Annotated in this window: 23 protein-coding genes; 8 read left to right on the top strand and 15 right to left on the bottom strand. The window is 69.5% G+C overall.

Translation table 11 applies throughout. The features are described from left to right. Nucleotides 1-3 precede the first annotated feature (3 nt). Nucleotides 4-915, top strand: a complete 912-nt coding sequence (locus tag EEY80_RS04795; protein ID WP_126975427.1) for a sulfotransferase family protein — start codon at nucleotides 4-6, stop codon at nucleotides 913-915. Beyond that, on the top strand, nucleotides 915-1,961 hold the full coding sequence (locus EEY80_RS04800; RefSeq protein WP_126975428.1) for a hypothetical protein: 1,047 nt from the start codon (nucleotides 915-917) through the stop codon (nucleotides 1,959-1,961). The genes EEY80_RS04795 and EEY80_RS04800 overlap by 1 nt, the downstream gene beginning before the upstream one ends. 88 nt (nucleotides 1,962-2,049) lie before the next feature. On the opposite strand, the gene EEY80_RS04805 is transcribed toward EEY80_RS04800, so the two are convergent. From EEY80_RS04805 to EEY80_RS04815, 3 genes are all read right to left on the bottom strand, one after another. Continuing rightward, on the bottom strand, nucleotides 2,050-2,880 hold the full coding sequence (locus tag EEY80_RS04805) for a sulfatase-like hydrolase/transferase (RefSeq protein WP_126975429.1): 831 nt from the start codon (nucleotides 2,878-2,880) through the stop codon (nucleotides 2,050-2,052). Nucleotides 2,881-2,953: 73 nt separating this feature from the next. Beyond that, a complete protein-coding gene (locus tag EEY80_RS04810) occupies nucleotides 2,954-4,030 on the bottom strand; it encodes a tetratricopeptide repeat protein (protein WP_164738138.1) in 1,077 nt (358 codons plus the stop codon). Between the two features lie 194 nt (nucleotides 4,031-4,224). After that, nucleotides 4,225-4,740, bottom strand: coding sequence for a PAS domain-containing protein (locus EEY80_RS04815; RefSeq protein WP_126975431.1), 516 nt, complete (start codon nucleotides 4,738-4,740; stop codon nucleotides 4,225-4,227). Nucleotides 4,741-4,906: 166 nt separating this feature from the next. Here EEY80_RS04815 and EEY80_RS04820 point away from each other — a divergent pair, with 166 nt between their 5' ends. Together EEY80_RS04820 and EEY80_RS04825 are read left to right on the top strand one after the other, a co-directional pair. Next, the gene (locus tag EEY80_RS04820; RefSeq protein ID WP_126975432.1) at nucleotides 4,907-8,434 is read left to right on the top strand and encodes a chemotaxis protein CheB; all 3,528 of its coding nucleotides are present in this window, start codon (nucleotides 4,907-4,909) and stop codon (nucleotides 8,432-8,434) included. Next, a complete protein-coding gene (locus EEY80_RS04825; protein WP_126975433.1) occupies nucleotides 8,415-8,795 on the top strand; it encodes a response regulator in 381 nt (126 codons plus the stop codon). The genes EEY80_RS04820 and EEY80_RS04825 overlap by 20 nt, the downstream gene beginning before the upstream one ends. Nucleotides 8,796-8,798: 3 nt before the next feature. Here the strand turns inward: EEY80_RS04825 and EEY80_RS04830 are convergent, their stop codons facing one another. The 4 genes from EEY80_RS04830 to pgsA all read right to left on the bottom strand — a co-directional run bounded on the left by EEY80_RS04830 (nucleotide 8,799) and on the right by pgsA (nucleotide 11,835). Then, nucleotides 8,799-9,251: a molybdenum cofactor biosynthesis protein MoaE gene (locus EEY80_RS04830; protein ID WP_126975434.1), complete on the bottom strand. Its 453-nt coding sequence runs from the start codon at nucleotides 9,249-9,251 to the stop codon at nucleotides 8,799-8,801. A 2-nt stretch (nucleotides 9,252-9,253) separates the two neighbouring features. Further along, the gene (moaD, locus tag EEY80_RS04835) at nucleotides 9,254-9,499 is read right to left on the bottom strand and encodes a molybdopterin converting factor subunit 1 (protein ID WP_126975517.1); all 246 of its coding nucleotides are present in this window, start codon (nucleotides 9,497-9,499) and stop codon (nucleotides 9,254-9,256) included. A 91-nt stretch (nucleotides 9,500-9,590) separates the two neighbouring features. After that, on the bottom strand, nucleotides 9,591-11,189 hold the full coding sequence (locus tag EEY80_RS04840; protein ID WP_126975435.1) for a GMC family oxidoreductase: 1,599 nt from the start codon (nucleotides 11,187-11,189) through the stop codon (nucleotides 9,591-9,593). A gap of 25 nt (nucleotides 11,190-11,214) precedes the next feature. Beyond that, nucleotides 11,215-11,835 (bottom strand): CDP-diacylglycerol--glycerol-3-phosphate 3-phosphatidyltransferase, encoded by a 621-nt coding sequence (gene pgsA, locus EEY80_RS04845; RefSeq protein WP_126975436.1) that lies wholly within the window; start codon nucleotides 11,833-11,835, stop codon nucleotides 11,215-11,217. A 101-nt stretch (nucleotides 11,836-11,936) separates the two neighbouring features. Here pgsA and EEY80_RS04850 point away from each other — a divergent pair, with 101 nt between their 5' ends. After that, complete coding sequence (locus EEY80_RS04850) at nucleotides 11,937-12,425, top strand: nucleoside deaminase (protein WP_126975437.1); 489 nt, start codon at nucleotides 11,937-11,939, stop codon at nucleotides 12,423-12,425. Nucleotides 12,426-12,430: 5 nt separating this feature from the next. Here EEY80_RS04850 and uvrC read toward each other — a convergent pair whose 3' ends face one another. The 3 genes from uvrC to EEY80_RS04865 form a co-directional block, all read right to left on the bottom strand. Next, entirely contained in the window at nucleotides 12,431-14,320 is a 1,890-nt protein-coding gene (uvrC, locus tag EEY80_RS04855; protein ID WP_126975438.1) for an excinuclease ABC subunit UvrC, read from the bottom strand. A 297-nt stretch (nucleotides 14,321-14,617) separates the two neighbouring features. Continuing rightward, nucleotides 14,618-15,388 carry an SDR family oxidoreductase gene (locus tag EEY80_RS04860; RefSeq protein ID WP_126975439.1) on the bottom strand — a complete coding sequence of 257 codons (771 nt, stop codon included), beginning with the start codon at nucleotides 15,386-15,388 and terminating at the stop codon, nucleotides 14,618-14,620. Nucleotides 15,389-15,508: 120 nt separating this feature from the next. Further along, complete coding sequence (locus EEY80_RS04865; protein WP_126975440.1) at nucleotides 15,509-16,330, bottom strand: S49 family peptidase; 822 nt, start codon at nucleotides 16,328-16,330, stop codon at nucleotides 15,509-15,511. Nucleotides 16,331-16,442: 112 nt separating this feature from the next. Between EEY80_RS04865 and EEY80_RS04870 the strand changes: the two genes are divergently transcribed. Beyond that, nucleotides 16,443-17,330, top strand: coding sequence for a LysR family transcriptional regulator (locus EEY80_RS04870; protein ID WP_126975441.1), 888 nt, complete (start codon nucleotides 16,443-16,445; stop codon nucleotides 17,328-17,330). Nucleotides 17,331-17,464: 134 nt separating this feature from the next. Further along, complete coding sequence (gene fdhD, locus EEY80_RS04875; protein WP_235829710.1) at nucleotides 17,465-18,208, top strand: formate dehydrogenase accessory sulfurtransferase FdhD; 744 nt, start codon at nucleotides 17,465-17,467, stop codon at nucleotides 18,206-18,208. Between the two features lie 15 nt (nucleotides 18,209-18,223). Here fdhD and EEY80_RS04880 read toward each other — a convergent pair whose 3' ends face one another. Continuing rightward, nucleotides 18,224-19,240: a sensor histidine kinase gene (locus EEY80_RS04880; protein WP_126975442.1), complete on the bottom strand. Its 1,017-nt coding sequence runs from the start codon at nucleotides 19,238-19,240 to the stop codon at nucleotides 18,224-18,226. A 143-nt stretch (nucleotides 19,241-19,383) separates the two neighbouring features. On the opposite strand from EEY80_RS04880, the gene EEY80_RS04885 reads away from it, so the two are divergent. Continuing rightward, nucleotides 19,384-20,646, top strand: a complete 1,263-nt coding sequence (locus EEY80_RS04885; RefSeq protein ID WP_126975443.1) for a glycosyltransferase family 4 protein — start codon at nucleotides 19,384-19,386, stop codon at nucleotides 20,644-20,646. On the opposite strand, the gene EEY80_RS04890 is transcribed toward EEY80_RS04885, so the two are convergent. The 4 genes from EEY80_RS04890 to EEY80_RS04905 form a co-directional block, all read right to left on the bottom strand. After that, nucleotides 20,647-21,294 carry a rhomboid family intramembrane serine protease gene (locus EEY80_RS04890; protein ID WP_126975444.1) on the bottom strand — a complete coding sequence of 216 codons (648 nt, stop codon included), beginning with the start codon at nucleotides 21,292-21,294 and terminating at the stop codon, nucleotides 20,647-20,649. It abuts the gene before it with no gap. Between the two features lie 34 nt (nucleotides 21,295-21,328). Beyond that, nucleotides 21,329-22,933 carry a VPLPA-CTERM-specific exosortase XrtD gene (gene xrtD, locus EEY80_RS04895; RefSeq protein ID WP_235829711.1) on the bottom strand — a complete coding sequence of 535 codons (1,605 nt, stop codon included), beginning with the start codon at nucleotides 22,931-22,933 and terminating at the stop codon, nucleotides 21,329-21,331. Between the two features lie 107 nt (nucleotides 22,934-23,040). After that, nucleotides 23,041-24,300 carry a hypothetical protein gene (locus EEY80_RS04900; RefSeq protein WP_126975446.1) on the bottom strand — a complete coding sequence of 420 codons (1,260 nt, stop codon included), beginning with the start codon at nucleotides 24,298-24,300 and terminating at the stop codon, nucleotides 23,041-23,043. A gap of 153 nt (nucleotides 24,301-24,453) precedes the next feature. Continuing rightward, nucleotides 24,454-25,059 (bottom strand): polysaccharide biosynthesis/export family protein, encoded by a 606-nt coding sequence (locus EEY80_RS04905; protein ID WP_126975447.1) that lies wholly within the window; start codon nucleotides 25,057-25,059, stop codon nucleotides 24,454-24,456. Nucleotides 25,060-25,158 lie beyond the last annotated feature (99 nt).

Genomic DNA, 25,158 nt, shown 5'->3' on the forward strand with positions numbered 1-25,158 from the left:
CGCATGGCCCGGATGCTGATGCTGCTGTCGCCGCCGCGATCCTTCTCGTCGCTGGTCTCGACGATGATCGGCCAGCACCCCGAGATCTACGGCTTCCCCGAACTGCACATCATGATGCGCGACACGGTGGGCGAGGCGCTGAAGTGGGAGCGGAACTGCGAACGCTTCCTCGGCCCGCCCGGCCTGCTGCGCACGCTGGCCGAACTGGTCTATGGCGGCCAGACCGCCGAGAACGTGCTGGAAGCGGCGAACTTTCTGGAAGACAACGCCAACACCCGGTCCGAAGACATCATCAATCTGGTGATGGACCGCGCGACCGAGGTGACCGGGGCGAAGTATTGCCTGGAAAAGTCGCCCTCGGTGACCTTCCTGCCGCCGGCGATGGAACGGATCCGCCGCGCCTGGCCGGATGCGATGTATATCCACGTCACCCGGCATCCGGTGAACCTGAAGAAGTCGATGGACGAATATATCCGCGAGCTGACCCGTCTCAGCGACGTGGAAAAGGACGTGCGGCTGCGCAATTCGATGACCATGTGGCCGGTGACGCAGCGCAACATCCTCGACTTCTGCTCGACCCTCGCGCCGGGCCAGTATCTGCGGATCCGCGGCGAGGATGTGCTGTCGGATGCCAGCAACGTCATGCGCCAGGTGGCGGAATGGCTGGGTCTGCGGACCGATGACGCGGCCATCGCCGCGATGCTGCGGCCCGAGGAATCGCCCTATGCGGTGCTGGGGCCGGTCAATGCGGCCTTCGGCAACGACCCGAAATTCATCGACAGCCCGAAGTTCCGCCCCGGCAAGCCGCGGCTCGGGCGGCTCGACGATTTTTTCGCGACCGAGGACGGCACCCGGCTCGACGCACCCCGGCAGGCCTATCTGCGCCAGCTGGCCAATTGCCTCGGATATCAGTGATGGCTCGTTCGTCCCGCGCCCGCCCCGGCCTGACCTACCCCGCCGCCATGTTCCGCCCGGCGGCGCCGCTCGCCGCCTGCGCGCTGGACAGCGGCGAGGTGCTGCTGGCCGGCCCCTCGCCGATGGTAGAGGATGCGGTGCTGCTGGCGCTGGCCGGCCCCGACGGGACAGAGCCGATCTGGACCTCGGCCGATCCGGCGGCGGCGCAATGCGACCTGCTGCCCGACGGACAGGGCGGCGCGCTGCTGCTGGTTCCGGGCGAGATCCTGCTGCATGTGGATGCCGGGCAGGAGGTGATCGAGGCGGATGGCGAGGTGCCGCTGCGCATCGCCATGACCGGCGGTCGGTTGCTGGCGCTGATGGATGCGGGCGGCAGCACGACCCGGTTGGTGGAAACGCGGCCCGCGCTGCGCGATTTCGGCGCGCCGGGGCGCAAGGGGCCGGACCTGCTGCCCGGGCAGGTGGCGGGGCCGATGCTGACCGATGCCGAAGGGCGGGTTCTGCTGTTTCTGAACGATCCGCAACGCGGGTTTCACCTGTGGCGGGAACAGGATGGCGAATGGCACCTGCTGACCGGCGACGGGGCCAGCCGCTATGGCACCAATGCGGCGGTGACCGATGCGCTGATCTGGGGCGGGGTGCCGGTCTGGGCCTGTGGTCCGGACGATGGCGTGCGCGCCGCGATCCCGGGGCTGCATATCGCCGGCGACCTGATGGCGCTTGGCCCCGATGACCTGCCGGTGCTGCTGGCGGGCGAGTTGCGCACAAGCCCCGCGCGGCTGCTGGTGCCGCGGATCGGACCGGGCAGCCTGCTGGGGCAGGCGCGGTCGATCCCGCTGCAACTGGCGCTGGACGGGCCCGACCTGCTGGTGCTGACGGCCGAACCGGCGGGCGCGACCGCGCTGCATCGCGTCACCCCCGCGCTGCAGGCCGAGGTTGTCGCCACATCCGACCGGCCGTTGCGGTTGGCGCGGCTGGACGGCGGCGCGCTGCTGCTGGAGGGCACCGCCGCGCCTGAGGAGGGCGAGGTGGACAGCGCCGCCTGACGCGCCGGCCGTTGCCGCAAGACAAAGGCCCGCCATGCGGCGGGCCTTTTCAGTCCGGGTAAGGATCCGGCGTGGGGATCCTGCGGCGTCAGGTCTTGCGGCCTTCGAGGAAGGGCACCTCGAACACCTTGTTGTGCATGACCGGCCCATGGCCGAAATAATCGCCCTCGCCGAAGCATTCGCCATGGTCGGCGGCGATGATGAAATGGGTGCCGACCGGCGCCTTCGAGATCAGCTCGTCCAGCACGCTGTCGACATATTCGACGCAGCGCACCTGCTGGTCGTGCAGCGCCTGCATTTCCGGCATGGTGAAGAACTGCGGTTCCTCGTCCGGCACGTCGCCCGACCGGGCGATCGCCTCGTCCATGCCCTTCATGACGCCATGCACGCCCGAGATGCGGGGCAGCTGTTCGTCCTTCAGCATGTAGGGGTAATGCGTTTCGCCGAGGTTCATGAAGTAATAGCTGGGCTGATCCGCCGAAAAGCTGACCTCGTCGACCATGCCCTTGAAGTCGTTATGATCCTTCATCAGCTTGTAGTCGTCGAAGAACCGGCTGAACCCCGTCAGCGGGTTCAGAACCGGCATCGAGACGCGGCCGGTCGTGCGATAGCCGATCTTCTGCAGCATCTTCGACAGGCTGAGTTCGGGGATGAAGGACTTGAACGACAGGTCGGGCACGTCGATCCGGTGCACCCACTTGGCGAATTCCTTCTTGTACACCTCGGAGGCGAGGATCTTCGTCGGGCTGTTATGCGCGACCTGCCCCATGAAGATGCTGTGATGCGACGGAGCCGTCCAGGAGGCATAGCTGAACCGCTGTTCGGCGATGGCAATGCGATCCATGTTCGGGGTCTTCGCGCGGACGTAGCTGTCGTAGCGGCAGCTGTCCATGATGATGTAGATCAGGTCTTTGGCCATGATGGTCCCCGCGCACTGCGGTCACTGGAGGGGGTGGCCGGGCAGACGCCCGGCCCGTTGCGGCAGGGGGCCGTCAAGCGGCGGCGCGGCGGCGGCGGAAGGCGTCGGTGACGGACTTCAGCGCATGGGCGCGCCACAGCTTGGCCTTGGCCTCGGGCGTGTCGGCGCCGGCCTCTTCCTCCTCCGGCAGCGGTTCGACCCGCGCCGCGCGGCAGGCGAGCCGGTACTGCGTCATCGCCGCCTCGGCATCGCCGCCCTTCAGGGCGATGTCGCCCTCCAGCTTGGCGATCACCGGCTTCATCATCTTCACGTCGCCCAGTTCGGAGATGGCGCTGCGCGCCTCGCCGATCCGGTCGGCCGCGATCAGGGCCATGATATAGCGCACCCGGTCGAGGATGGTGGCATTGCCTTCGTCCATCACGCGCTGGAACTGCTGCACGGCGATGTCGGGGCGGCCGGCGCGGGCGGCGACCAGCGACAGGCGCGCGACGCGGGCCTTGTCGTCGGGATTGGCCGCCACATCGCTTTCGAGGAACGAGATCGCCTCGTCGCCCCGGCCCTCGTTGCGCATCAGCTGCACATAGGCGCGCAGCACCCGGCGGTTGCCCGGGTTCTTGGCGATCAGGGTCTTGAGTTCGGCGATGGCGTCTTCCTTGCGGCCCTGCCGCATGCGGATCCGCGCGATCAGCTCATGCGCGCGTTCCAGCGAGGGGTCGAGGTCCAGCACCCGTTCGCACAGCGCGATGGCGTCGTCATAGCTTTCGTCCGCCATCTTCACCGCCGCGGCACCCAGATGGGCACGGGCGTTGTTCGGGTCGATGCGGATTGCGGCGGCGAAGGCCTCGGCCGCCTGCGCGAATTCCTTCAGCCGGATGCTGACGATGCCGAGCGCGATCGGCGGTTCCGGCTCCAGCGGGGCGAGCGAGCGCGCCTTGGTCGCGGCGCGGGCGGCATCGGCAAACTTGCGCTGCTTCATCAGCACGCGGGCCAGCGCGATGAAGGCGAGGTGCGATTGCACGCCGCCGCGGATATATTCGACCAGCGCGCGCTCTGCCGCGGCCAGCCCCTCGCTGCGCTCGATCTCGCGGATGCCAGCAAGCTGCTCACGCACCACGCTGACCGAACTGTCGGCAATGTCTGTGGTCGCCATCGTACGCTCCATGCGAATGATTGTATTCAACGTCTTTTGCGCCAAACTGGCGCCGAACCGGCCTGTCGCTCAATCGCTGCCATCGTGCATGTCCGCCCCCGCAGGTCAAGCGCGGTGACCCGGGGTCACGGGCTTTTCGCGGCATTGCGGCAGAATTACGCCGCACTGCGGCGGTGCGATCCGCCGAGACAGGGTCAGCTCGCCCAGCGACCGACGAGGAAGGTGGCCGTCTCGGCCAGATGCCGGCGGTATCCCATCTGCAGCTGGCCTGCCTTGTCCATGATTCGGCCGATATCGTCGGCCAGCAGGTTCGCATGCCGGGGTGCCCCGTCACGGGCGCCGGCGCGGTCCGCCAGTTCGAACTGCGATCCCAGCATATAGGCATGGGGGCCGATGCGCACCGGGTTGAGGAACAGAAGGTTGTCGAATTCGGAGCCGTCCTTGCGCCGGTTGCGCAGGATCACCTGCAATTCCGTCCGCTCCGCGATGGCGCGGCGGATCTCGGCCCGTTCGGTGGCGTTCTCCCCCGGCACCTGAAGAAAGCGGCAGTTCCGCCCCAGGACCTGTGCCGCCGCATATCCGGTGAGGTCGGAAAAACGGCCGTTCGCCGCCACCAGCGGCGAATCCTCCGCCTCGAGGTCGGCCAGCGTCAGCGCCACCGCCGACCGTTCTATCACGGCGGTGGCACGGGGGAACGGATTGTCGGGCATTGCATTTCTCTTCTGGCGCTCGGGGGCGTTCTTGACCCCGTCGGGCAAGGATATAGGTTGCCCGGACCGGCGGCGATAGTGCGCCCGCGACCGGGCACGGACGCCCGGACACGCGACGGGCAGTGGCGACGAAGGCAGGCGGCCCTGCCGTTGACAAGGGTTACACATGAGCGACGCCACTTCCAGCCCCGCAGGTCCCGAGCCCGATCGCAGGCTCGTCCTTGTGGGGGTCGGGGCGTCGGCCGGCGGGCTGGAGGCGTTCCGCAGCCTGCTGGGCGCGCTGCGTCCCAGTGACGATTTCGCCCTGATCCTGGTGCAGCATCTCGACCCGGAACATGAAAGCCTGCTGCCGGAACTGCTGGCCAAGCGCACACGACTGCCGGTCCTGTCCATCGAGGACGGCCAGACGGTCGAACGCGGCCATATCTATCTGATCCCCCCCGCCTATGAGCTGGATATCGAGGGGTTCACCCTGCGCCTGCGCCCCTTCGACAGCCCGCGCGGGCTGCGCCGGCCGATCGACAGCTTCTTCGAGGCGCTGGCCCGCGAACACGGGCCGGATTGCGCCGGGATCATCCTGTCCGGCACCGGCAGCGACGGCAGCCAGGGCGTGCGCGCGATCAAGGAGGCGGGCGGGCTGGTCTTCGCCCAGGAACCGCGTGAGGCGCGCTATGACGGCATGCCGCGCAGCGCCATGGCCACGGGCGCCGTCGATATGGTGGTGCCGGCCGCCGATACGATCTCTGTCCTCCGGGACTTTCACATGCGCCAGACCGGGCTGGTCCCGGCGCTGGAAAGCGATTCCGAATTCATCGAAAAGGTGGTGCGGAACGTCCGCTATCGCACCGGCCACGACTTTTCCGGCTACAAGCACGGCACGCTGCTGCGCCGCATCTCGCTGCGGATGTCGGTGCTGGAACTGGAAAGCCCGGCGGACTACCTGCGCGAACTGGTGCAGAGCCGGGGCGAGGCGGAACGGCTGTTCCGCGACCTGCTGGTCAACGTCACCAGCTTCTTCCGCGACCCCGAGGTGTTCGAGGCGCTGCGAACGCGGGTGATCCCCGCCATCCTCGACAGCAAATCGCCGGATGACGAGGTGCGGGTCTGGGTGCCGGGCTGTTCCACCGGGCAGGAAGCCTACACCATCGCCATGCTCTTCGCCGAAGAGATGTCGCGCAGCGACGTGCGGCCGCAGGTCTCGATCTTCGGCACCGATATCGACGAAGAGGCGATCGCCGTCGCGCGCAAGGGCAGCTTCCCGTCCAGCATCGCCGCCGAGGTGCCGCAGCCCTTCCTCGAGCGCTATTTCAACGCCACGCGCGCGGGCTATGACATGAAGTCCGAAATCCGCGACATGGTCCGCTTCTCGATCCAGAGCCTGATCAAGGATCCGCCCTTTTCCAAGCTGGACCTCATCACCTGCCGCAACGTGCTGATCTATTTCGACAGCGGGTTGCAGGCGCTGGCGCATCGGGTGTTCCAGTACGGGCTGCGCCCCGGCGGCTTCCTGATGCTGGGCACCAGCGAGGGCCTGCCGGCCGAGGATCCGAGCTTTGCCCCCGCGGCGACGGAATTCAGGATCTGGCGGCGGACGTCCGCGCAGGTGCGCCCGCTGGACCTGCCCCGCAGCTTTCGCCCGACCCCCGACGCGGGCGCGCATCGCGGCGCGGACGAGGACCTCGAGGTGCTGGGCATGGCGCCCGCGGTCGCGCAGGCGCTGTTCGACCGCTATGTGCCGCCCTTCATCGTGCTGAAGCCGGACGACGAGATCGCGGTGATCGGCCGCGGCGCCGAACGGTTCCTGCGGGTGTCTGCGGGGCGGGTGTCGCTGGGGGCGCGGGCGCTGATCCTGCCGGAACTGGAGCCGGCGCTGAAACGGGTGCTGACCGGCCTGGCACTGGAAAATGCCCCTTATCGGCGGCTGGAACTGTCCAATTCCGGCCCCGACCTGCCGCCGAAGCTGGCCATCGGTGCCCGGATCCTGGCGAGCGGCGAGCGTGTCGTCACCTTCGAGAGGGCCGAGGCGCGGCCGGATGCCCCCCAACCCGGAGCCGAGGATGGCAAGGCGCAGATCGTCATCGACGAGGCCTATGTCAGCCAGCTGGAAGACGAGCTGGAAAATGCCCGCCAGACGATCCGCACCACGGTGGAAGAGCTCGAAACCTCGAACGAGGAACTGAAATCCTCGAACGAGGAAATGATGTCCATGAACGAGGAGCTGCAATCGGCCAACGAGGAGCTGTCGACCACCAACGACGAGCTGCAAAGCAAGCTGCGCGAACTGGCACAGGCCAACAACGACCTCGCCAACTTCATGGAATCGACGCAGGTCGCCACCGTCTTCGTCGACTCCTCGCTGCGGCTGCGCACCTTCACGCCCGAGGCCACCACATGGTTCCGGTTCGTCGATCACGACCGGGGCCGCGACCTGGGGGATATCGGCACCCGGCTGGACATGGGCCTTCTGATCGCCGCCTGCCAGCGGGTGCTGTCGAATGGCGAGGTCGAGGAACTGGAGATGGCCACCACCGACGGCCATGCCTCGGTGCTGCTGCGGGTGGCGCCCTACCGGTCGGATTCCGCCGGCAATGGTGGCGGGGTCGTGTTCTCGATCTTCGACGTCACCAAGGTCGCGCGCTATGCCCGCGAGGCCGCCCGCGCCGAGGCGGAAATCCGCGCCCGGGCCGAAGAGATCGAAACGCTCTACAGCACCAGCCCCAGTGCGATGGGGCTGATCGATTCCGATCTGCGGGTGCTGCGGGCCAGCCGGCGGCTGACCGGCATCACCGGCGTGCCGCAGGATGACCTGATCGGCGCCCGGCTGGCCGAGATCGCGCCGGAATTCGCGGCGCTCGTCCTGCCCTCGATCCGGCGGGTGCTGCAGTCGGGCGAACCGCTGCTGCACGACATGGTGCGCGGCACTTCGGCCGAGGCGCCGGGCGAACGGCGCATCTGGCAGATCGACTGGTATCCGGTGCTCTCGAACGGGCAGACCCGGGGCGTGGGCTTCAACCTCACAGACGTGACGCAGCTGATGGTCCTGCAGGCCGACCTGCGGCGGATCATGCGCGAGTTGCAGCACCGGGTGAAGAACATGCTGTCCAACGTCATCGCGCTGGTCAAACGCGCGGGGCGGGAACAGGGCGATCCGAAGGAGATCTTCGAAACGCTGTCGCGCCGCATCGGGGCACTCGCCAATACCCATAACCTGCTGACGGCGGAAAACTGGTCCTCCACCGCGCTGCGCGACATCCTCGACCTGGAACTGGTGCGGGTCTATGGGCCCGAAAGGGTGGAACTGCGCGGCCCCGACCTGCGGCTGAACGCGCGGGCGACGCTGGCCATCGGCATGGTGCTGCACGAACTTGCGACCAACGCGTCGAAATACGGCGCCTTCTCCAACGCCGAGGGGCAGGTCACCGTGCGCTGGTCGAAGACGGATGACGGCGACGGCGAGTTGCTGGTGCTGCGCTGGCAGGAACGGGGCGGTCCGGCCGTGTCACCCCCCGGGCGACGGGGCTTCGGCAGCCAACTGGTGCAATCGATGATCGAGGGGTCCCTGGGCGGGGTGCTCGAATCCCGTTGGGAACCCGAGGGCTTGACGGCTGTTATGACCGTTGCGTGGGAAGCGGCGACGGAAGTGGACTATGACAGCGAGAAGGACCCCCTCGGACATGCGGATCCTCTACCTTGAAGACGAAGCGATCATCGCCCTGGAAACGGCCGAGGTCCTGCGGGACATCGGCTTCGGCGATGTCGCCGTCGCCTATTCGCTGGACGGGGCGGAACGGCAGCTGAACGGCGGCCTGCCGGATCTTGCGCTGCTGGACGTCAATCTTGGCAACGGCCGGACCTCGTTCGACCTTGGCAACCGGCTGCTCGATGCCGGGGTGCCGGTCGTCTATGCGACGGGCTATGCGCCGGGCAGCCTGCCGTCGGACGAACGCGCCGTGGTGATCGAAAAGCCGCTGTCGCAGCCGGTGCTGGAGCGCACCCTGCAGACGGTGATCTGCAGCGGCGCCTCGGCCGGGAATTCCAGCACCTCCGCCGCCTGATCCTCAGCCCTTCGGCTGCCAGCGCGACAGCGCCGCCTCGTCCTCGTCCCTGGCCGCCACCCAGGCGGCGCCATCGTCGCCGATCTCCTTCTTCCAGAACGGCGCGCGGGATTTCAGATAGTCCATCAGGAATTCCGCTGCGGCGAAGGCCGCCGCCCGGTGCCGCGACCCGGTGGCCACCATCATGATCGGCTCTCCCGGCGCCAGCCGGCCGTGACGGTGCAGGATCAGGCAGTCCGTCAGGTCCCACCGTGCCCGCGCCTCGGCCTCGATGGCCTGCAGGGCGCGCTCGGTCATGCCGGGATAATGCTCGATCTCCATTGCCGTCATCCGGCCGCTGTCGTCGCGCACGATGCCGAGGAAGGTCACCACCGCCCCGGTGTCCCGTCCGCCCTGGCCGAAGGCCGCGACTTCCGCGCCGTGATCGAAGGCTTCGGCCTGAACCCGCACCGCCATCGTCAGCCCCCCGTCATCGGCGGGAAGAAGGCGACCTCGCGCACGCCGGCGAGGGGCGCGTCGAAACCCGCCATGTCCTGATCCAGCGCCACCCGCAGCGCCGACAGATCGGCGAAGGCGGCGGCGTAGCGCTCTTCCCGGGCGCGTAACTCGTCCACCAGCGCGGCGACGGTCGGGGCCGCCGTCTCGACCGTTTCGCGCGGCAGGCCGATCCGCTCGCGGACCCAGGCGAAATAAAGGATGTCGATGGTCATGCGGCCTCCGTCGCGGGGGGTGGTCCAGTCCTGCCGCAGACGGCGGCGGGACACAAGGCCGAAGCCCGGCGGCCACCGGCGGGGGTCAGGCGCCCCGCGCCTCCTGCATCATCTGCGCCGCCTTCTCGGCGATCATCATCACCGGCGCGTTGGTGTTGCCCGAGGTGATGCGCGGCATGATCGAGGCATCGGCGATGCGCAACCGCCCCGCCGCCCGCAGGCGCAGTTGCGGATCGACGACCGAGCCTGCATCCGCCCCCATCCGGCAGGTGCCGACCGGGTGGAAGATCGTGGTGCCGATCGCCCCCGCCGCCTGCATCAGCGCCTCGCGCCCGGTGACCTCGGCCCCGGGCAGATGTTCGACGGGTGCATAGCGCGCGAAGGCCGGCTGCGCCGCGATCCACCGGGTCAGTTCGATGGCCCGCACCGCCACCTCGCGGTCGCTGTCCGTCGACAGATAGTTCGGCCGGATCCGGGGCGCGCTGCGATGCGCGGCATCGGACAGGTGCACCGATCCGCGGCTGTCCGGCCGCAGGTTGCAGACGCTGGCGGTCATCGCCGGAAAGCGGTGGATCGGTTCGCCGAAGCGGTCGAGGCTGACGGGCTGCACATGGTACTCCAGATCGGGCGTCGCCTTTTCCGGCCCCGACCGGGTGAAGATGCCGACCTGACTGGGCGCCATCGCCATCGGGCCGGACCGGCGCAGCAGGTATTCCATCCCGATGGACATCCGGCCCGTCAGGCGGCTGGCGCGTTCGTTCAGGGTGGGGACGCCGGTCACCTTGTAGATCAGCCGCAACTGCAGATGGTCCTGCAGGTTCTCGCCCACATCCGGAATCTCGGCCCGGACGGCGATCCCCGCCGCCGCCAGCACCCCGGGCCGTCCGAAGCCCGAGCGTTCGAGGATGACGGGCGAGCCGATGGCACCCGCCGCCAGCACCGTTTCGACCCGGGCGCGGGCCTCTTGCGCGGTGTCGCCGCGATGAAAGCGGACGCCCCGCACCTCGCCGCCCTCGACGATCAGGCGGTCGACCTCGGCATGGGTCAGGATGCGCAGGTTCGGGCGGCGGCGCACCCTTGGCGGCAGGAAGGCGCGCCGCGCGCTCCAGCGCAGGCCGGATCGCTGGGTCACGTCGAAATAGCCGCCGCCCTCGTTATCGCCCCGGTTGAAATCGTCGGTCAGCGGAATTCCGGCCTCGACCGCGGCGGCGAGGAAGGCGTCCAGCACATCCCAGCGGACGCGCGCCTTTTCCACCCGCAGCGGCCCGCCCGCGCCATGCATCCCGTCGGCGCCGCGATAGTGGTCTTCCTGCCGGCGGAACAGCGGCAGCACATCGTCCCAGCCCCAGCCGGTGCAACCCATCTGCCGCCAGCCGTCATAATCGGCGGCCTGCCCGCGCATGTAGATCATGCCGTTGATCGAGGAGGATCCGCCCATCAGCCGCCCGCGCGGATAGGCCAGGACGCGCCCGTTCAGGCCCGGCTCCGGCTCGGTCCTGTACAGCCAGTCGGTGCGCGGATTGCCGATGCAGTAGAGATAGCCCACGGGGATATGCACCCAGTGATAGGCGTCGCTGCCCCCCGCCTCCAGCAGCAGCACCGTCACCCGCGGATCGGCGGACAGCCGGTTCGCCAGCACGCAGCCCGCGCTGCCCGCCCCGATCACGATATAGTCGAACTCCACCCGCCCCTCCCGATGGGACCGGCGGTCAGGGCCGGTCCTTCAGATAGGGTAGCGATTTGCGGAAGTAATCCCAGCCGGTGATGAAGGTCAGCGCGGCGGCCACCCAGATCAGTGCCAGCCCCGCCACTGTCGCCCATCCCGCCGTCCCTTGGGCAAAGCGGACGGCGCCGCCCGCCTCCGGCCCGTGGCCATGGGCGACATAGGTCAGCCCGGTGCCCAGGAACAGGACTGCGATCGACACCATCTGCGCCGTGGTCTTCCACTTGGCCAGCTTCGTCACCTTCAGCAGCGCCGCCTCGACCCCGAGGAATTCGCGCAGGCCCGAGACGAAGACCTCGCGGAACAGGATCACCGTCGCCGGCAGGATCAGCCAGGGATTCATGCCGGAATAGCCGGTAATCACCATGATCGCGATCACCACCATCGCCTTGTCGGCGATCGGGTCCAGCATGGCGCCGAAGCGCGATTCCTGCTTCCACAGCCGTGCGAGATAGCCGTCGAACCAGTCGGTGACCGCCGCGCCGATGAACAGCGCCAGCGCGGCCCAGTCGGCCCAGGGGCGGCTGAAATACAGGAACATCACCGGCACCCCGGGCGCGGCCAGCAGGCGCAGGACGGTGAGGATGTTGGGGATTGTCCATTTCATGCCGCAGTCCTAGCCGAAAGCCCGCGCGGCGGGAAGCGGCTGACGACGGGAACCGCAGGGCCCGTCAGCGGGTATTGGCCGCACCAGCATCGCGAGGCAGCATGGACCTTCCCGAACCGACCTTCGACGACGTGACCCATCTGCGGCAGGCGATCCATCAGGCCAGCCTCGCCCGCGCGCGGGGCGACCATCCCTTCGGCGCCTGCCTTGTCGATGACGAGGGGCGGCTGCTGATGGAGGGCGGCAACACCGTCGTCACCAGCGGCGACGGCACGGCCCATGCGGAACTGGCGCTGCTGTCGCGGGCGATGCGCGAACTGGGGCGCGACCGGGTGCGGGGCGCCACGCTCTATGCCAGCACCGAGCCCTGTTCGATGTGCGCGGGCGCGGCGCGGTGGGCCGGGATCGGCCGCGTCGTCTTCGGCACCCCGCAGGAAGAGATGGCCGGGTTCGGCAGCGCCGGCGCGCAATCGGCCCGTGACATCCGCTGCCGTGCGGTGCTGGCCGCCGCGGGCGGCGAGGTGCAGGTGGTGGGACCGATGCTGCAGACCGAGGCGCGGAAGGTGCACGAAGGCTTCTGGCCCGACTGACCGGCTCAGCCCTTTGCGTGGAAGAAGTCGTGCACCGTCCGGGCGATGGCGCTGGAAATGCCCGGGGCCGCCTCCAGATCCGCCAGCCCGGCGCGCGCCACCGCCTTGGCGCTGCCGAAATGCTGCAGCAGGGCGCGCTTGCGCGTCGCGCCCACGCCGGGAATGTCGTCCAGCGGCGTCGCCCCCACCGCCTTCGCCCGTTTCGCCCGATGCGCGCCGATGGCCCAGCGATGCGCCTCGTCCCGCAGCCGCTGGACGAAATACAGCACCGGGTCGTTGTGGCGCAGGGCGAAGGGCTGCTGGCCGGGGCGGTGAAACTCTTCCTTGCCGGCGTCGCGGTCGATGCCCTTGGCCACGCCCACCATCGGGATGTCCTCCACCCCCAGCTCCTCGAGAATGCCCTGCACCGCCGAGACCTGCCCCGCGCCGCCGTCGATCAGCAGCAGGTCGGGCCAGGCATCGGTCTGCCGGTCCGGGTCTTCCTTCAGCAGCCGGGTGAAGCGGCGGGTCAGCACCTCGCGCATCATGCCGAAATCGTCGCCCGGGGTCAGGTCCTGCCCGCGGATGTTGAACTTGCGGTATTGCGACTTCAGGAAGCCCTCGGCCCCGGCGACGATCATGCCGCCCACCGCATCGCTGCCCTGGATATGCGAGTTGTCGTAGACCTCGATCCGCGTGGGCGGTCCGTCCAGCCCGAAGGCCTCGGCCAGCCCGTCCAGCAGCTTCGACTGCGTGGCGCTTTCGCTCATCCGGCGGGCCAGGCTTTCGCGGGCATTGCGGGCGGCGTTCTCCACCAGCTCCGCCTTCTCGCCCCGCTGCGGCACCCCCAGCACCACCTTGCGCCCGGCCCGCTGCGACAGCAGGTCGGTCATCAGGTCCGCATCCTCGATCGGATGCGACAGCAGGATCAGGCGCGGCGGTTCCTTGTCGTCGTAGAACTGCGCGAGGAAGGCCTGCAGCACCTCCGGCTCTTCCGCGCCGGCGCCGGTGCGCGGGTAGAAGTCGCGGTTGCCCCAGTTTTGATGCGCCCGGATGAAGAAGACCTGCACGCAGGCCTGCCCGCCCTCCATATGCAGGGCCACCACATCGGCCTCGGCCACGCCGCGGGGGTTGATGCCCTGCGACGACTGCACGTTGGTCAGCGCGCGGATCCGGTCGCGCAGGGCCGCCGCCCTCTCGAACTCCATCGCCGCCGAGGCTTCGGCCATCTGCCGCGCCAGTTCCGCCTGCACCCGGGTCGAGCGGCCCTGCAGGAAGCGTTCGGCATCCGATACCAGCGCGGCGTAGTCCCCGGTGCCCACATAGCCCACGCAGGGGGCCGAACAGCGCTTGATCTGGTACAGCAGGCAGGGCCGGGTCCGGCTTTCGAACATCGAATCCGAACAGTTCCGCAGCAGGAACACCTTCTGCAGCTGGTTCAGCGTCCGGTTGACGGCGCCGGCGCTGGCGAAGGGGCCGTAGTAGTTGCCCGGTTCCGACTTCTTGCCGCGATGCTTCTTGATCTGCGGGAAGGCGTGGCTCTGGCTGACGAGGATGTTGGGAAAGCTCTTGTCGTCGCGCAGCAGCACGTTGTAGCGCGGCTTCAGCTGCTTGATCAGGTTCTGTTCCAGCAGCAGCGCCTCGGTTTCCGCGCGCGTGGTCAGGAACATCATCTGCGCGGTTTCGCGGATCATCCGGGCGATGCGCGCCGAATGGCCCGAGGGGCGGGCATAGTTCGACACGCGCGCCTTCAGGTTCCGCGCCTTGCCGACATACAGCACCTCGTTCGCGGCATTCAGCATCCGGTAGACGCCGGGCGAATTGTCCAGATGACGCACCGCATCCGCGATCACGGCATGACCCGTCAGGGCCGGTGCCGCGCTCTGCCGCGTGTCGCCGTCGGGGGGCTGGGTCATTCCGTCTCGTTCCGATTCCATGTCCGGGCTGCAATCTTACGCGTCATCGGGCAAGAGAAAACATCTCCACCGTTTCTGTGGACAACTCTGTTGGGAACATTCCGCCATGACGGAATCCTCCTTGTTTTCAGGCTCCCTGAGCTGCTCGCACAAGAAATAGGCAAAACGTCAAGCTATTGATATATATTAGTAAAAAATCGGTATGGCGGCAAATCCCTGAAACTATTAAAGGATTCATAACGGAAATGTTACGCTTGTATGGCCGGTGCACAACTTTGCCGGTCGGCTCACGCAGCGTCACTCCGGGCCCAGCACGTCGGGCGTCCGCCAGCCGAGGTGCTGGCCTCCGTCCACGCAGATGAGCTGCCCCGTCACCGCCCGCGCATCCAGAAGATAGCCGAGCGCCGCCACGATATCGTCCGCATCGGCGCCCCGGCCCAGAACCGTCGCGGCGCGCTGGCGGGCGAAGTGGTCGGCGCTTTGCCGCGCGCCCTGCATCGTCGGGCCCGGACCGATGGCATTGACCCGGATCGCCGGGGCCAGCGCCTGTGCGGCCGTCCGCGTCAAGGCCCACAACCCCGCCTTCGCCAGCGAATAGGTCATGAATTCGGGCGTAGGCTTCAGCACCCGCTGGTCGATCATGTTGACGACCAGCGCCGTCGCCACCGGCTCGCCGTCCTGCGTGCCGGCCGCCGGGGCCTGTGCCGCGAATGCCTGGATCAGCTGGAACGGCGCCCGCAGGTTCGACCCGATATGCCGGTTCCAGCTGTCGCGCGTGGCGCTGTGGAGCGTGTCGTATTCGAAGATCGAGGCGTTGTTCACCAGCACCGTCAGCGGGCCGAGCGCGGCCGCCGCCCGCCCGACCAGCGCGGCCGTCTGGTCCTCGTCCAGCAGATCGGCCGCCAGCGTCACCGCGCGCACGCCCGCCGCCCGCGCCTCGGCCGCCGTCGCCTCGGCCGCCTCGGCCGAGCCATGGTAGTGGATTGCCACGTCATGCCCCCGGCGGGCGAGGCACAGCGCGATCTCGCGCCCGATCCGGCGGGCCGCGCCGGTGACGAGCGCCGTCATCTGCGGACCCCCCGACGGCGGGGCGGCGCGCCGCGACGGCCGCGCACCCGGAAGGCGCCGACCATGCCCAGTACCGCCATCACCAGCAGAAACAGCAGGACGATCTTCAGCAGCATCCGGTCACAGCCCGTAGCGCGACCAGAGCGCATGCTCTTCCGCCGCGCCGATCAGCTGCCCCGCCGCCTCGGTCCCGATCCGGCGCAACAGCGGGCGGCGCCGCGCCAGGACCGTCATCCGCACCTTGTCGCCATACAGCTCCTTCAGCTTCGGCACCGGATGGGCGATGCCATCGGCAAGCCCCGCCTCGACCGCGCCCTGCCCGACGAAGACCTCGCCGGTGAACAGGTCGTCGCGCGCCGCCAGCCGGTCGCCGCGCCGGGCGCGGACATGGGCGATGAAGCTGGCATGGATCTGCTCTTGCAGGCTCTTCAGCCGGTCCACATCCTCGGGCTTTTCCGGGCGGAAGGGGTCGAGGAAGCTCTTCGATCCGCCGGCGGTGTGCACCCGCCGCTCGATCCCGTGGCGGGCGAGGAATTCGGGAAAGCCGAAGCTGGCCGAGATCACGCCGATGGAGCCGAGGATCGAGCTGTCATCGGCCCAGATGTCATCGGCGGCACAGGCCAGCCAGTAGCCGCCCGAGGCCGCCACATCCTCGACGAAGGCATGGACGGGCAGCTTCGTCTCGGCCGCCAGACGGCGGATGCGGGCGGCGATCAGCGAGGATTGCACCGGCGATCCGCCCGGAGAGTTGACGACCAGTGCCACCGCCGCCGGCCTGCCGCGCCGGAAGGCCCGTTCTACCAGCGGCGCCAGCCCGGCATCGGTCAGCCCGCCGCCGCCGATCCGGCCGGCGCCGCCGATGGTGCCCTGCAGCCGCAGCACGGATACGCGCGGCGGGCGGGACAGGAAGGGCAGGGCGGGGCGGCGGGGCATGACGGTCATGCCCCCGATCTAGTCCGCGCCGGCCTTCGGAACAAGTCGCGCGCTTGCGCAGCGGGCCCGCGGCAATATCCTGTGCCAGCCGGGCGGGGGATACCGGGCAGGGGAAGGCAGGATGATCGACAAGCTGGAGATGTTCCTCGCCCTTGCGCGCGAACGGCATTTCGGCCGGGCGGCCCTTGCGGTCGGGGTGACGCAGCCCACGCTGTCCTCGGCGATCCGGCAGCTGGAAGAGACGCTGGGCGTGCAGCTGGTGCAGCGGGGGTCGCGCTTTCAGGGCCTGACGCCCGAGGGCGAGCGGCTGCTGGACCGGGCGCGGCGGATCGTGGCGGACACCCGTGCGCTGAAGGACGAGATGCGCGCCGCCCGGCAGGGCCTGTCGGGGATGCTGCGGATCGGGGTCATCCCCACCGCGCTGCCGCGCATCGCCGAACTGACGGCGCCGCTGTTGGCGCGCGGGCCGGATCTGCGGCTGACGGTGCTGTCGCGGACCTCGGACGGGATCCTGGCCGGGATCGAGGCGCTGGAGCTGGATGCGGGCGTCACCTATCTGGACAACGAGCCGACCGGCCGTCTGGCGCAACTGCCGCTGTGGCGCGAAAGCCTGCGGCTGCTGGTGTCGTCGCGCGATCCCCGGGCGGAGCGGGCCGAGGTGACCTGGGACGAGGTGGCGGGCCTGCCGCTGTGCCTGCTGACCCCCGACATGCAGAACCGCCGGATCGTCGACCGCCACCTGTCGCGCGCGGGCCAGCCCCCGGTCCCGCAGGTCGAGACGAATTCCACCATCGCGCTGGCGGCGCATGTGGCCACCGGCCGCTGGGGCTCGGTCGTGCCCGAGGCGCTGGCGGTCCTGTTCGCGCGTTCGGCCGATCTGGCGGCGGTCCCCATCGCGGGCGTGGGCGCGAGCCATGTGGTCGGCCTCGTCGCGCCGCTGCGAGCGCCGCATCCCCCGCTGCTGGCCGCGCTGGTCGCGGCGGCCGAGCGGCTCGGCAAGGCGCGGTGAGGGCGGTTGCCAGCGGGGACGGGCCGGTCCTAGATGGGCCTGCACCCAGGAAGGAGGCCGCCCTGTCCGCCGATCCGATCCCGCCCCGCCCCGCCTTCACGCCGGCTGCATGGCGCGAGGGTGCATGGCAGCAGGTGGACCGCCCCTTGGCCGAAGAGGTGCCGGTGGCGATCACCATCAACGGCACCACGCAGGCGGTGATGATGGCGACACCCGCCGATCTGGAGGATTTCGCCCGCGGCTTCCTGCTGACCGAGGGGCTGGCCCGGCCGGACGAGATCGAGGAGATGACGATCCTGCCGCTGGCCGAGGGGATCGAGGCGCAGGTCTGGCTGGCCGCGCCCGCCGCCGACCGGGTCGCCGCGCGGCGGCGGTCGATGGCCGGGCCGGTGGGCTGCGGCCTGTGCGGAATCGACAGCCTGGCCGAGGCGCTGCGCCCCTTGCCGCAGGTCGCCGACGGGCCGCGGGTGACCCATGCCGATATCGCCGCGGCCATGGCGGCGCTGGCGGCGGCGCAGCCTTTGCACGACGCGACCCGCGCGGTCCATGGCGCGGGGTTCTGGCAGCCGCAGGCGCCGATCCTGGTGCGCGAGGATGTGGGCCGGCACAATGCGCTGGACAAGCTGGCGGGGGCGATGCTGGCGGCGGGACGGGAGGCGTCGGCGGGCGTGGTGGTGCTGACCAGCCGCATTTCGGCCGACATGGTGCAGAAGGCCGCGATCATCGGCGCGCCGGTGATCGTCGCGGCCTCTGCCCCCACGACGCTGGCCGTGCGCGAGGCCACGCGCGCCGGGCTGACGCTGATCGCGCGCACCCGCGGCGCCGCGTTCGAGCTGCACAGCCATCCGCAGCGCCTGCAGGGCGGGCCCGCCGCCTGACCTTTCCGATCCGCCTCAGGCAGGCATCGGGAACCGCAGGCGCGATACGGTGCCGCCGTCGGGATGGCGGATCATCGCGATATCGGCGTCGAGTTGCTGGGCGAACTGCCGCGCGATCATCAGGCCAAGGCTTTCGGTCCGGTCCAGCGCGAAATCCGACGGCAGGCCCACGCCGTCATCGTGGATCTCCAGCAGGGCGCGGGCCGGATCGCTGTCGCAGTCGCGGGACAGCCGGATCCGCAGCTGGCCCGCGCGACCGTCGGGAAAGGCATGTTCCATGGCATTGGCCAGAAACTCGGTGGCGATCAGCCCCAGCGGCACCGACTGGTCGGGGCCGATCCGCACCGTCTCGGCCTCGACGTCGCAGCGGATGCGGCCGGCCGCCCCGGCGGAATTCAGCAGATCCTCGGACATGTCCTGCAGGAAGCGGGCGAAGTCGATCTGCTGCATGCCGGGGTCGTGCAGCATCCGCTGCATCCGCGCGATCAGCGCGATCCGGTTGACCGCCTCGTCCAGCGCCTTGCGCGCCGCCGCGTCGGCCACCTGCCGGCGCTGCAGCTTCAGCAGCGAGGCGACGGCGGTCAGGTTGTTGGACACGCGGTGCTGAAGTTCGTGGAACATCAGCCGGCGGGATTCGGCCAGTTCGGCATTGCGCTGCATCTCGCGCGCCTGACCTTCGGCGGCGCGGCGCATCAGGTGCAGGATCAGGATGTCGGTCGCCACGATCAGCACATAGAAGCCCATGGCCAGGGCCGAGGACGGGGTCAGCGCCACCGAGCGGAGCGGCGGAATGAAGAAGTACCAGCTGGCCAGCCCGCAGGCGATGCCGGCGGCCACGCCGGGCCGGATCCCGGCGAAGAAGGTGGTCAGGATCACCGCCGGAAAGAAGGTCAGGAAGGGAAAGCCCGGCGGCAGGATGCCATCGAGCAGGTAGCGCAGCAGAAAGGCTGCGAGCGAGGCGAGCGCGGCGAAGCTCCATCGCCACATCCGGCTTCGCGGCACAAGGGACCACGCGCTGATGGCATCGAGCATGTACAGGCACTCCGGCAACCAGCTTCTTCTAGTGGGGGGCGGAATTTCTGTCCACAGCTACCCGGCGGAAGCTGCCCCCATCACTTTGCATGTGCAGCGAATGCGCGGTATCCTGCCGCGGCATTGCAGGCAGGGGATATTGCATGACCGACCAATCCAGCCGCCGGGTCCTGATCGTGGTCGAAAACCTTCCCGTGCCGCTGGACCGCCGCGTCTGGCTGGAGGCGACGACCCTGGTGGGCCGGGGCTATCATGTCTCGGTCATCTGCCCGACGGGGCGGGGCTGGGACGCGCCCTACGAATGCCTGGAAGGCGTGCATATCTACCGCTATCCCGAACCGCCCGAGGCGCATTCCGGCGCCAAGGCCTATGCGGTCGAATACGGCCTCGCGCTGTGGCACATGTTCCGGCTGGCGCGGAAGGTGCGCCGCGAACAGGGGTTCGACGTGATCCACGGCTGCAACCCGCCCGACCTGGTCTTCCTGCTGGCCTGGCGCTGGCGGCTGGCGGGGGTGCGCTATCTCTTCGACCATCACGACGTCTGCCCCGAACTGTTCGAGGCGAAGTTCGGCCGCAAGGGGCTGCTCTACCGGGTGATGCTGTGGTGGGAAAAGCTGACCTTCGCCACCGCCTCCGTCTCCATCGCCACCAACGAAAGTTTCCGCGCCATCGCCGAGGGCCGGGGCGGCATGGCGCCCGCGGATGTATTCGTCGTCCGATCCGCCCCGCGGATCGAGAAGTTCGAGCTGCGCCCCGCCGACCCGGCACACCGGAAGGGCGCCGACATCCTGCTGGGCTACGTCGGCGTGATCGGCCAGCAGGAGGGTATGGACCTGCTGGTGGCGGCGGTGGACCATCTGGTGCGCAAGCTCGGCTATCCGTCAGTACATGTGGCGATCGTGGGCTTCGGCCCGCATCTGCCCGAGGTGCAGAAGGACGTGGCGGCGCGCGGGCTGGAGGCGCATTTCACCTTCACCGGGCCGCTCTACGGCGAAGACCTGCTGGCGGTGCTGAATTCCGCCGATATCGGCGTGTCGCCCGATCCGAAGAACCCGATGAACGATATCTCCACCATGAACAAGGTCATGGAATACATGACGCTGGAAAAGCCGGTGGTGCAGTTCGACCTGACCGAGGGCCGCGCCTCGGCGGGGGAGGCCTCGCTCTATGCCCGGGCGAACGATCCCGAGGATTTCGCCCGCCAGATCGCGCGGCTGATCGACGATCCGGCGCTGCGGTCGCGGATGGGCAAGCTGGGGCGGGAACGGGTGCTGTCGCGGCTGAGCTGGGATCATTCGGTGCCGCATCTGCTGGCCGCCTATGACCGGGTCTTCGCCAGGGCCGGCAAGACCGCGCCGCTGCCGGCGCCGGCGGGTGGCGGCACGGCCGCCTCCACCGCCGGCTGATCAGCCGCGCCGGGCCATCAGCCAGCCGGCCGCCAGCCCCGCCAGCGCACCGCCCAGATGGGTTTCCCAGGCGATGCGCCCGCCCAGCAGCAGCCACATCGCGGCGTTCAGCGCCACGAAGCCCGCCGCCGCGCCCGCCAGCCCGCGCAGCCACTGCCGGCCCGGCCGCCCCGCCAGCCGCGCCGCGACCAGCGCGGCGAGGAAGCCGAAGACGATGCCCGAGGCGCCGACCATCGGCGCCGCGCCCCGGTTCAGCGCCGCGAAGCCGAGCCCGCCCCCCAGCTGCGACAGCGCCCACAGCGTCAGGATCGCCCGCCGGCCGAAGCGCAGCGCGATCTCGGGCATCAGCAGCCGCAGCGTCACCACATTGCCCAGCAGATGCCCCGGCCCCGCATGCAGCAGCGCATAGGTGGCGAACATCGTCACCGGCTGGGCGGCGAAGTTCGGCTGCCAGCCGCCGCGGATCAGCCCCGACCAGAAGCCGCCATACTGATAGGCCATCGGCCGCCACCGGGCAGAACCGATCAGGCCGTGATCCGCCGCCGTCAGCAGCGCCTCGATCGCCACGCACAGCGCGCAAAGCAGCCACAGCGGCAGGGCCGCGGGCAGGCTGGCCGCCCCCGGCCCGTTCACGGCGCGGATCTTCATCGCTGACATATCCCGTCCGGACTCCGGTCGCGGATCATTCCGGGATGAAGCGTGGCAGTCTTGGCAGGACCTGCGCAACCAGTTGCTGCAACCGCGCCTCGGCATCTGCCTCGGACTCGTCCCCCACGATCGGGGTGACGAAGCGGACCAGCGCGCCATCGGTGCGGCCGCGCACCAGCCCGTCGCGCACCACGGCCAGCTTCGCGGCATAGTCGTTGGTCATCCGCCGCCCGCGCTGTTCGAACCAGTACCAGACCAGTTGCCGGGACAGGCCCTTCTGGATCACCGCACGGTTCACCTGGAAGGTGCCCTGCACCGTGCCGGGGAACGAGCGGGTGACCTGTTCCAGCGAGAAAATCTCCCACCCGCCGACGGGCAGGCAGACCTCGGGCGAATGGATGCCCGCGCCCTCGGTCTGGTTCTCGTACCAGGCGGCGAAGAAGTTGACGGCGCCCGCCTGGCCGGGCGCGGCAAAGGTCATGTGGACATAGTCGGTGGCCGCCAGCACCTGAACCACCTCGGGGTCCAGCGGCTCGTTGAAGCCGGACCAGTCGTCCAGCGCGCGGGGAAACAGCAGGAACTGGTCGCGCGACACCGGTTCGCGGGCGGGCGCCGGCGCGGCCAGCGTGACCGCCGTCACCGCCAGCGTCAGCAGCGCGGCGGCGGCCAGGGGGCGGGCCGGGCCGATGTTGCGCAGGCGCGCGATCTCGGCCGCGAAGCCCTGCGTGTCGAGGTCGATGGTCTGGGCCAGCGTCAGCGGGGTCCGGGTGGTGCGCTGCAGCATCGTGGCGGTCAGGAACAGGATCGCCACGCAGGTGCCGAAGATCACCCAGCCCTCGAAGAAATGCAGGAACCCCTCGGCCTGTTCGATGCCGTAGCGGTCGACCAGCACCCCGATGACCCCGATGCGGAAGGCGTTCATGAACACGGTCAGCGGCGCGGCCATCAGCAAGAGCGTCGCCTTGTGCCACAGCGGGCCGCGATAGAGGATCGAGAACAGGTAGGAAAAACTCAGGATCGGGAACAGGTAGCGCAGGCCGGAACAGGCCTCGGCCACCTGCAGCTTGTAGATGCCGAGGTCGATCACGTTGCCTTCCAGATAGACCGGCACCCCGGCCAGCGCGATGAACCAGACGCCCAGTTCCGAGGAGACGAGCTGCAGGAAGATCGTCAGCTTCCAGTACAGGATCTGCGGCAGCGGCAGCATGAAGATCAGGTGCAGCACCGGGGCCCAGTGCCGGCGGCCCGACCGCCAGCCGAAGCCGGTCAGCACCACGCCGCCGACCCACAGGATGAAGCCGTAGGTCACGACATCCGGGATGCGCACCAGATTGCCGAGCACCGCCACCGTGAGCGCGGCCAGGATCAGCAGGATGCCGGGCAGGCGGCTGTCGCCGGGAACCGGCATCCGGCCGGCCTGCCGGTCCCGCCGCAACTCGCGCAGGAACAGGTAGGTCGAGATGATCGGGATCAGCGGTCCGTGGCTGTATTCCGGCGTCGACCATGCCGCCGCCAGCGCGGCGAAACCCGGCCAGAACAGCGGCAGCGGCGCCGCCAGCAGCAGCACGAACCAGCCCGCCGCGACCGGGTCCACGCCCTGAAGCCGGGCGGCGGTCCTGCCTTCGGGCGGTGTGGTCATCGGCATCCGTCAGCCTCCGGTCGTCGGGCGGACGGGCAGGGCGCGGGCCGCGCCTGACCGTCGCCGTTGCGTTCACGCCCGCCCGGACTGGGCCGGGCCGGGCCCGTTCAGGGCAGCAGCACGAAGCTGCGCTCCAGCGTCAGGAACACGCTGTCGGACCGGGCCGTGTCCTCGCCCTCCTCGTCGCGCATCCGGTGGCGGTAGCCCAGCGACAGGTCCCATGTCTGCGCCAGCGTCCGGCGATAGGCGGCGGACAGGGTGCCGTCCCGCGTCGTCTCGTCATCCCCGCCCTGCTCTTCCGACACGACATAGGACAGGTTCAGCGACAGCGCGCTCAGCGGCCCGATCTCGCGGCTGAGGCCCGCGCGCAGGCCGGTCAGCAGCGTTTCCTCGTCATCCTCGCCCGACCGCACGCTGCGGTTCAGGCCGAAATCGACACGCCCCAGCGGCATGTCGCGCCGCCAGTCGAAACGGCCGGTCAGCATGGTCTTGTCCGCGGCTTCGGAATGGGTGGCGCCGATGCGGAACCCGATCCGGCCGGCGGGCAGGTCGCGGTCGCGGCCGAATTCCAGCCGGGTGCGCAGGCCCTCGGGCGGATCGTCGAAGCCCAGCACCCCGGTCCACAGCCCGTCGGGGCGCTGCCGGTCCAGTTCGACATCGAGGCCGGGCGTTTCGCGGGCGTCCTCGTCCTCGGCCTTGTAGTGGGAATAGCGCAGGGTCACGCGCCCCTCGGTCGCGTGGTCGAAGGCATGGCGCAGCCGCGCGCTGACCGTTTCGCGCCGGTAGGGATCGTTGGCGCCATCGTCGTCGGAATAGTCGACGTCGCGCAGGTTCGCCTCCAGCCCGAAGCCCACCGGCGTGCCGATGCCCCAGTCGATGCGCGCGCCCAGTTCCGCGTCCTCCCGCAGCCCGGTGCCGCGTTCGTCCTCGACGCCCAGCGGATCGTCGGGATCGGGCAGCAGCGAGGTGATGGGGATGCGGCGATAGCGCCCGGTGACCGACAGCGCGGCGGTCGCCGCCTCGCGCGAATAGCTGAAGAACAGTCGCGGATCGGTCAGACCGTTCACCGTGTCGTCGGCCTCGGGCCCGTCGTCGATGCGCACCAGCCCGCCCAGATCGAAGATCAGCTCGCTGGTGGGGGTCGCGCTGTGCCAGCGCAGGGACATCGAGGTCAGCGACTGGTCGGTGCGGCCGAGGCTGTCTGGGTCGAGCCCCAGATTCTCGGTGCTTTCCAGCCGCTCGGTCACGTTGAAGGTCAGGCGCGGCTGCACCTCGTCCTGCGCCGCGGCGGGCAGGGCGCCCGCCACCAGCACCAGCCCGGTCCGGACCAGCCCGCGCCAGACCGAGGCCCGCCCGATCATAGCCATTCCGGCGATCGCCTTCCGGTCATTCGCCCGCCCTTGGGATGCCTGCGCCAAGACCTGCCCTCTCCTCGCCGCTCGCCCCCGCCTTGTCGTCCGGTTCTTCGGCCATGTCCGGCGCGGGGGATGCCGCCCGGCAGTCCGGGTGCCGTCGCGGCCCTATTCGAAAAGGCCGCGTTGCGGGATGATGATGACGTCGCCTTCGGCCAGCACGGTGTTGCCCGCGGCGCTCTGCCCCTGTTCGATGGCGCGGTAGTTGATCAGGTAGACCTGTTCCGATCCGTCCGGCCCGATCCGGCGCAGCTGCAGCCGCTTGGTCGCCGCGAATTTCGAGAAGCCGCCCATCGCCGCCAGCGCCTGCAGCAGCGTCGTGCCGGGCTCCAGTTCCACCACGCCGGGCTTTGCCGCCTCGCCGAGGATGTAGACCTCGATCGTGGCGGGGGTCGTCGGCCCCGTCGCGGCGCGGCGTTCCGCCAGCCGGTCGAGCGAGACATAGACATTGGGCGCGGCGGCGAAGTTCGGGGCCAGCCGCCCGGCCAGGTCCGCCTGCACCTGATCGAGGCTGCGGCCCGCGGCGGGGACGCTGCCGGCCAGCGGCACGGTGATGCGGCCGTCGGGCGATACCAGCACGGTGCGGTTCAGGTCGCCATCCTCCAGAACCTCGATCCGCAGCACGTCGCCGGTGCCGATGCGGTAGCTGTCCTGCGCCAGGGCCGGCGTCGCCGCGACCAGCGCAGCGGTCAGCAGAACGGTCTTGAAGGTCATCTGGTCATTCTCCTCAGGGCTTGCCCGCTAGGTCTGCTCGAAGCGCGCCTGTTCAAATTTTCTACCCGAATGCCGGTGGCTCACCAATCGAATTGACGC

The sequence above is a fragment of the Frigidibacter oleivorans genome (genome assembly GCF_003993775.1).
Lineage (GTDB): Bacteria > Pseudomonadota > Alphaproteobacteria > Rhodobacterales > Rhodobacteraceae > Frigidibacter > Frigidibacter oleivorans.

Excerpts from the sequence above, each read along its gene's own strand:
- EEY80_RS04795 (WP_126975427.1), top strand. The coding sequence starts at position 4 with ATGGCCCGGATGCTGATGCTGCTGTCGCCGCCGCGATCCTTCTCGTCG.
- EEY80_RS04800 (WP_126975428.1), top strand. The coding sequence starts at position 915 with ATGGCTCGTTCGTCCCGCGCCCGCCCCGGCCTGACCTACCCCGCCGCC.
- EEY80_RS04805 (WP_126975429.1), bottom strand. The coding sequence starts at position 2,880 with ATGGCCAAAGACCTGATCTACATCATCATGGACAGCTGCCGCTACGAC.
- EEY80_RS04810 (WP_164738138.1), bottom strand. The coding sequence starts at position 4,030 with ATGGCGACCACAGACATTGCCGACAGTTCGGTCAGCGTGGTGCGTGAG.
- EEY80_RS04815 (WP_126975431.1), bottom strand. The coding sequence starts at position 4,740 with ATGCCCGACAATCCGTTCCCCCGTGCCACCGCCGTGATAGAACGGTCG.
- EEY80_RS04820 (WP_126975432.1), top strand. The coding sequence starts at position 4,907 with ATGAGCGACGCCACTTCCAGCCCCGCAGGTCCCGAGCCCGATCGCAGG.
- EEY80_RS04825 (WP_126975433.1), top strand. The coding sequence starts at position 8,415 with ATGCGGATCCTCTACCTTGAAGACGAAGCGATCATCGCCCTGGAAACG.
- EEY80_RS04830 (WP_126975434.1), bottom strand. The coding sequence starts at position 9,251 with ATGGCGGTGCGGGTTCAGGCCGAAGCCTTCGATCACGGCGCGGAAGTC.
- pgsA (WP_126975436.1), bottom strand. The coding sequence starts at position 11,835 with ATGAAATGGACAATCCCCAACATCCTCACCGTCCTGCGCCTGCTGGCC.
- EEY80_RS04850 (WP_126975437.1), top strand. The coding sequence starts at position 11,937 with ATGGACCTTCCCGAACCGACCTTCGACGACGTGACCCATCTGCGGCAG.
- uvrC (WP_126975438.1), bottom strand. The coding sequence starts at position 14,320 with ATGACCCAGCCCCCCGACGGCGACACGCGGCAGAGCGCGGCACCGGCC.
- EEY80_RS04860 (WP_126975439.1), bottom strand. The coding sequence starts at position 15,388 with ATGACGGCGCTCGTCACCGGCGCGGCCCGCCGGATCGGGCGCGAGATC.
- EEY80_RS04865 (WP_126975440.1), bottom strand. The coding sequence starts at position 16,330 with ATGACCGTCATGCCCCGCCGCCCCGCCCTGCCCTTCCTGTCCCGCCCG.
- EEY80_RS04870 (WP_126975441.1), top strand. The coding sequence starts at position 16,443 with ATGATCGACAAGCTGGAGATGTTCCTCGCCCTTGCGCGCGAACGGCAT.
- EEY80_RS04880 (WP_126975442.1), bottom strand. The coding sequence starts at position 19,240 with ATGCTCGATGCCATCAGCGCGTGGTCCCTTGTGCCGCGAAGCCGGATG.
- EEY80_RS04885 (WP_126975443.1), top strand. The coding sequence starts at position 19,384 with ATGACCGACCAATCCAGCCGCCGGGTCCTGATCGTGGTCGAAAACCTT.
- EEY80_RS04890 (WP_126975444.1), bottom strand. The coding sequence starts at position 21,294 with ATGAAGATCCGCGCCGTGAACGGGCCGGGGGCGGCCAGCCTGCCCGCG.
- xrtD (WP_235829711.1), bottom strand. The coding sequence starts at position 22,933 with ATGACCACACCGCCCGAAGGCAGGACCGCCGCCCGGCTTCAGGGCGTG.
- EEY80_RS04900 (WP_126975446.1), bottom strand. The coding sequence starts at position 24,300 with ATGGCTATGATCGGGCGGGCCTCGGTCTGGCGCGGGCTGGTCCGGACC.
- EEY80_RS04905 (WP_126975447.1), bottom strand. The coding sequence starts at position 25,059 with ATGACCTTCAAGACCGTTCTGCTGACCGCTGCGCTGGTCGCGGCGACG.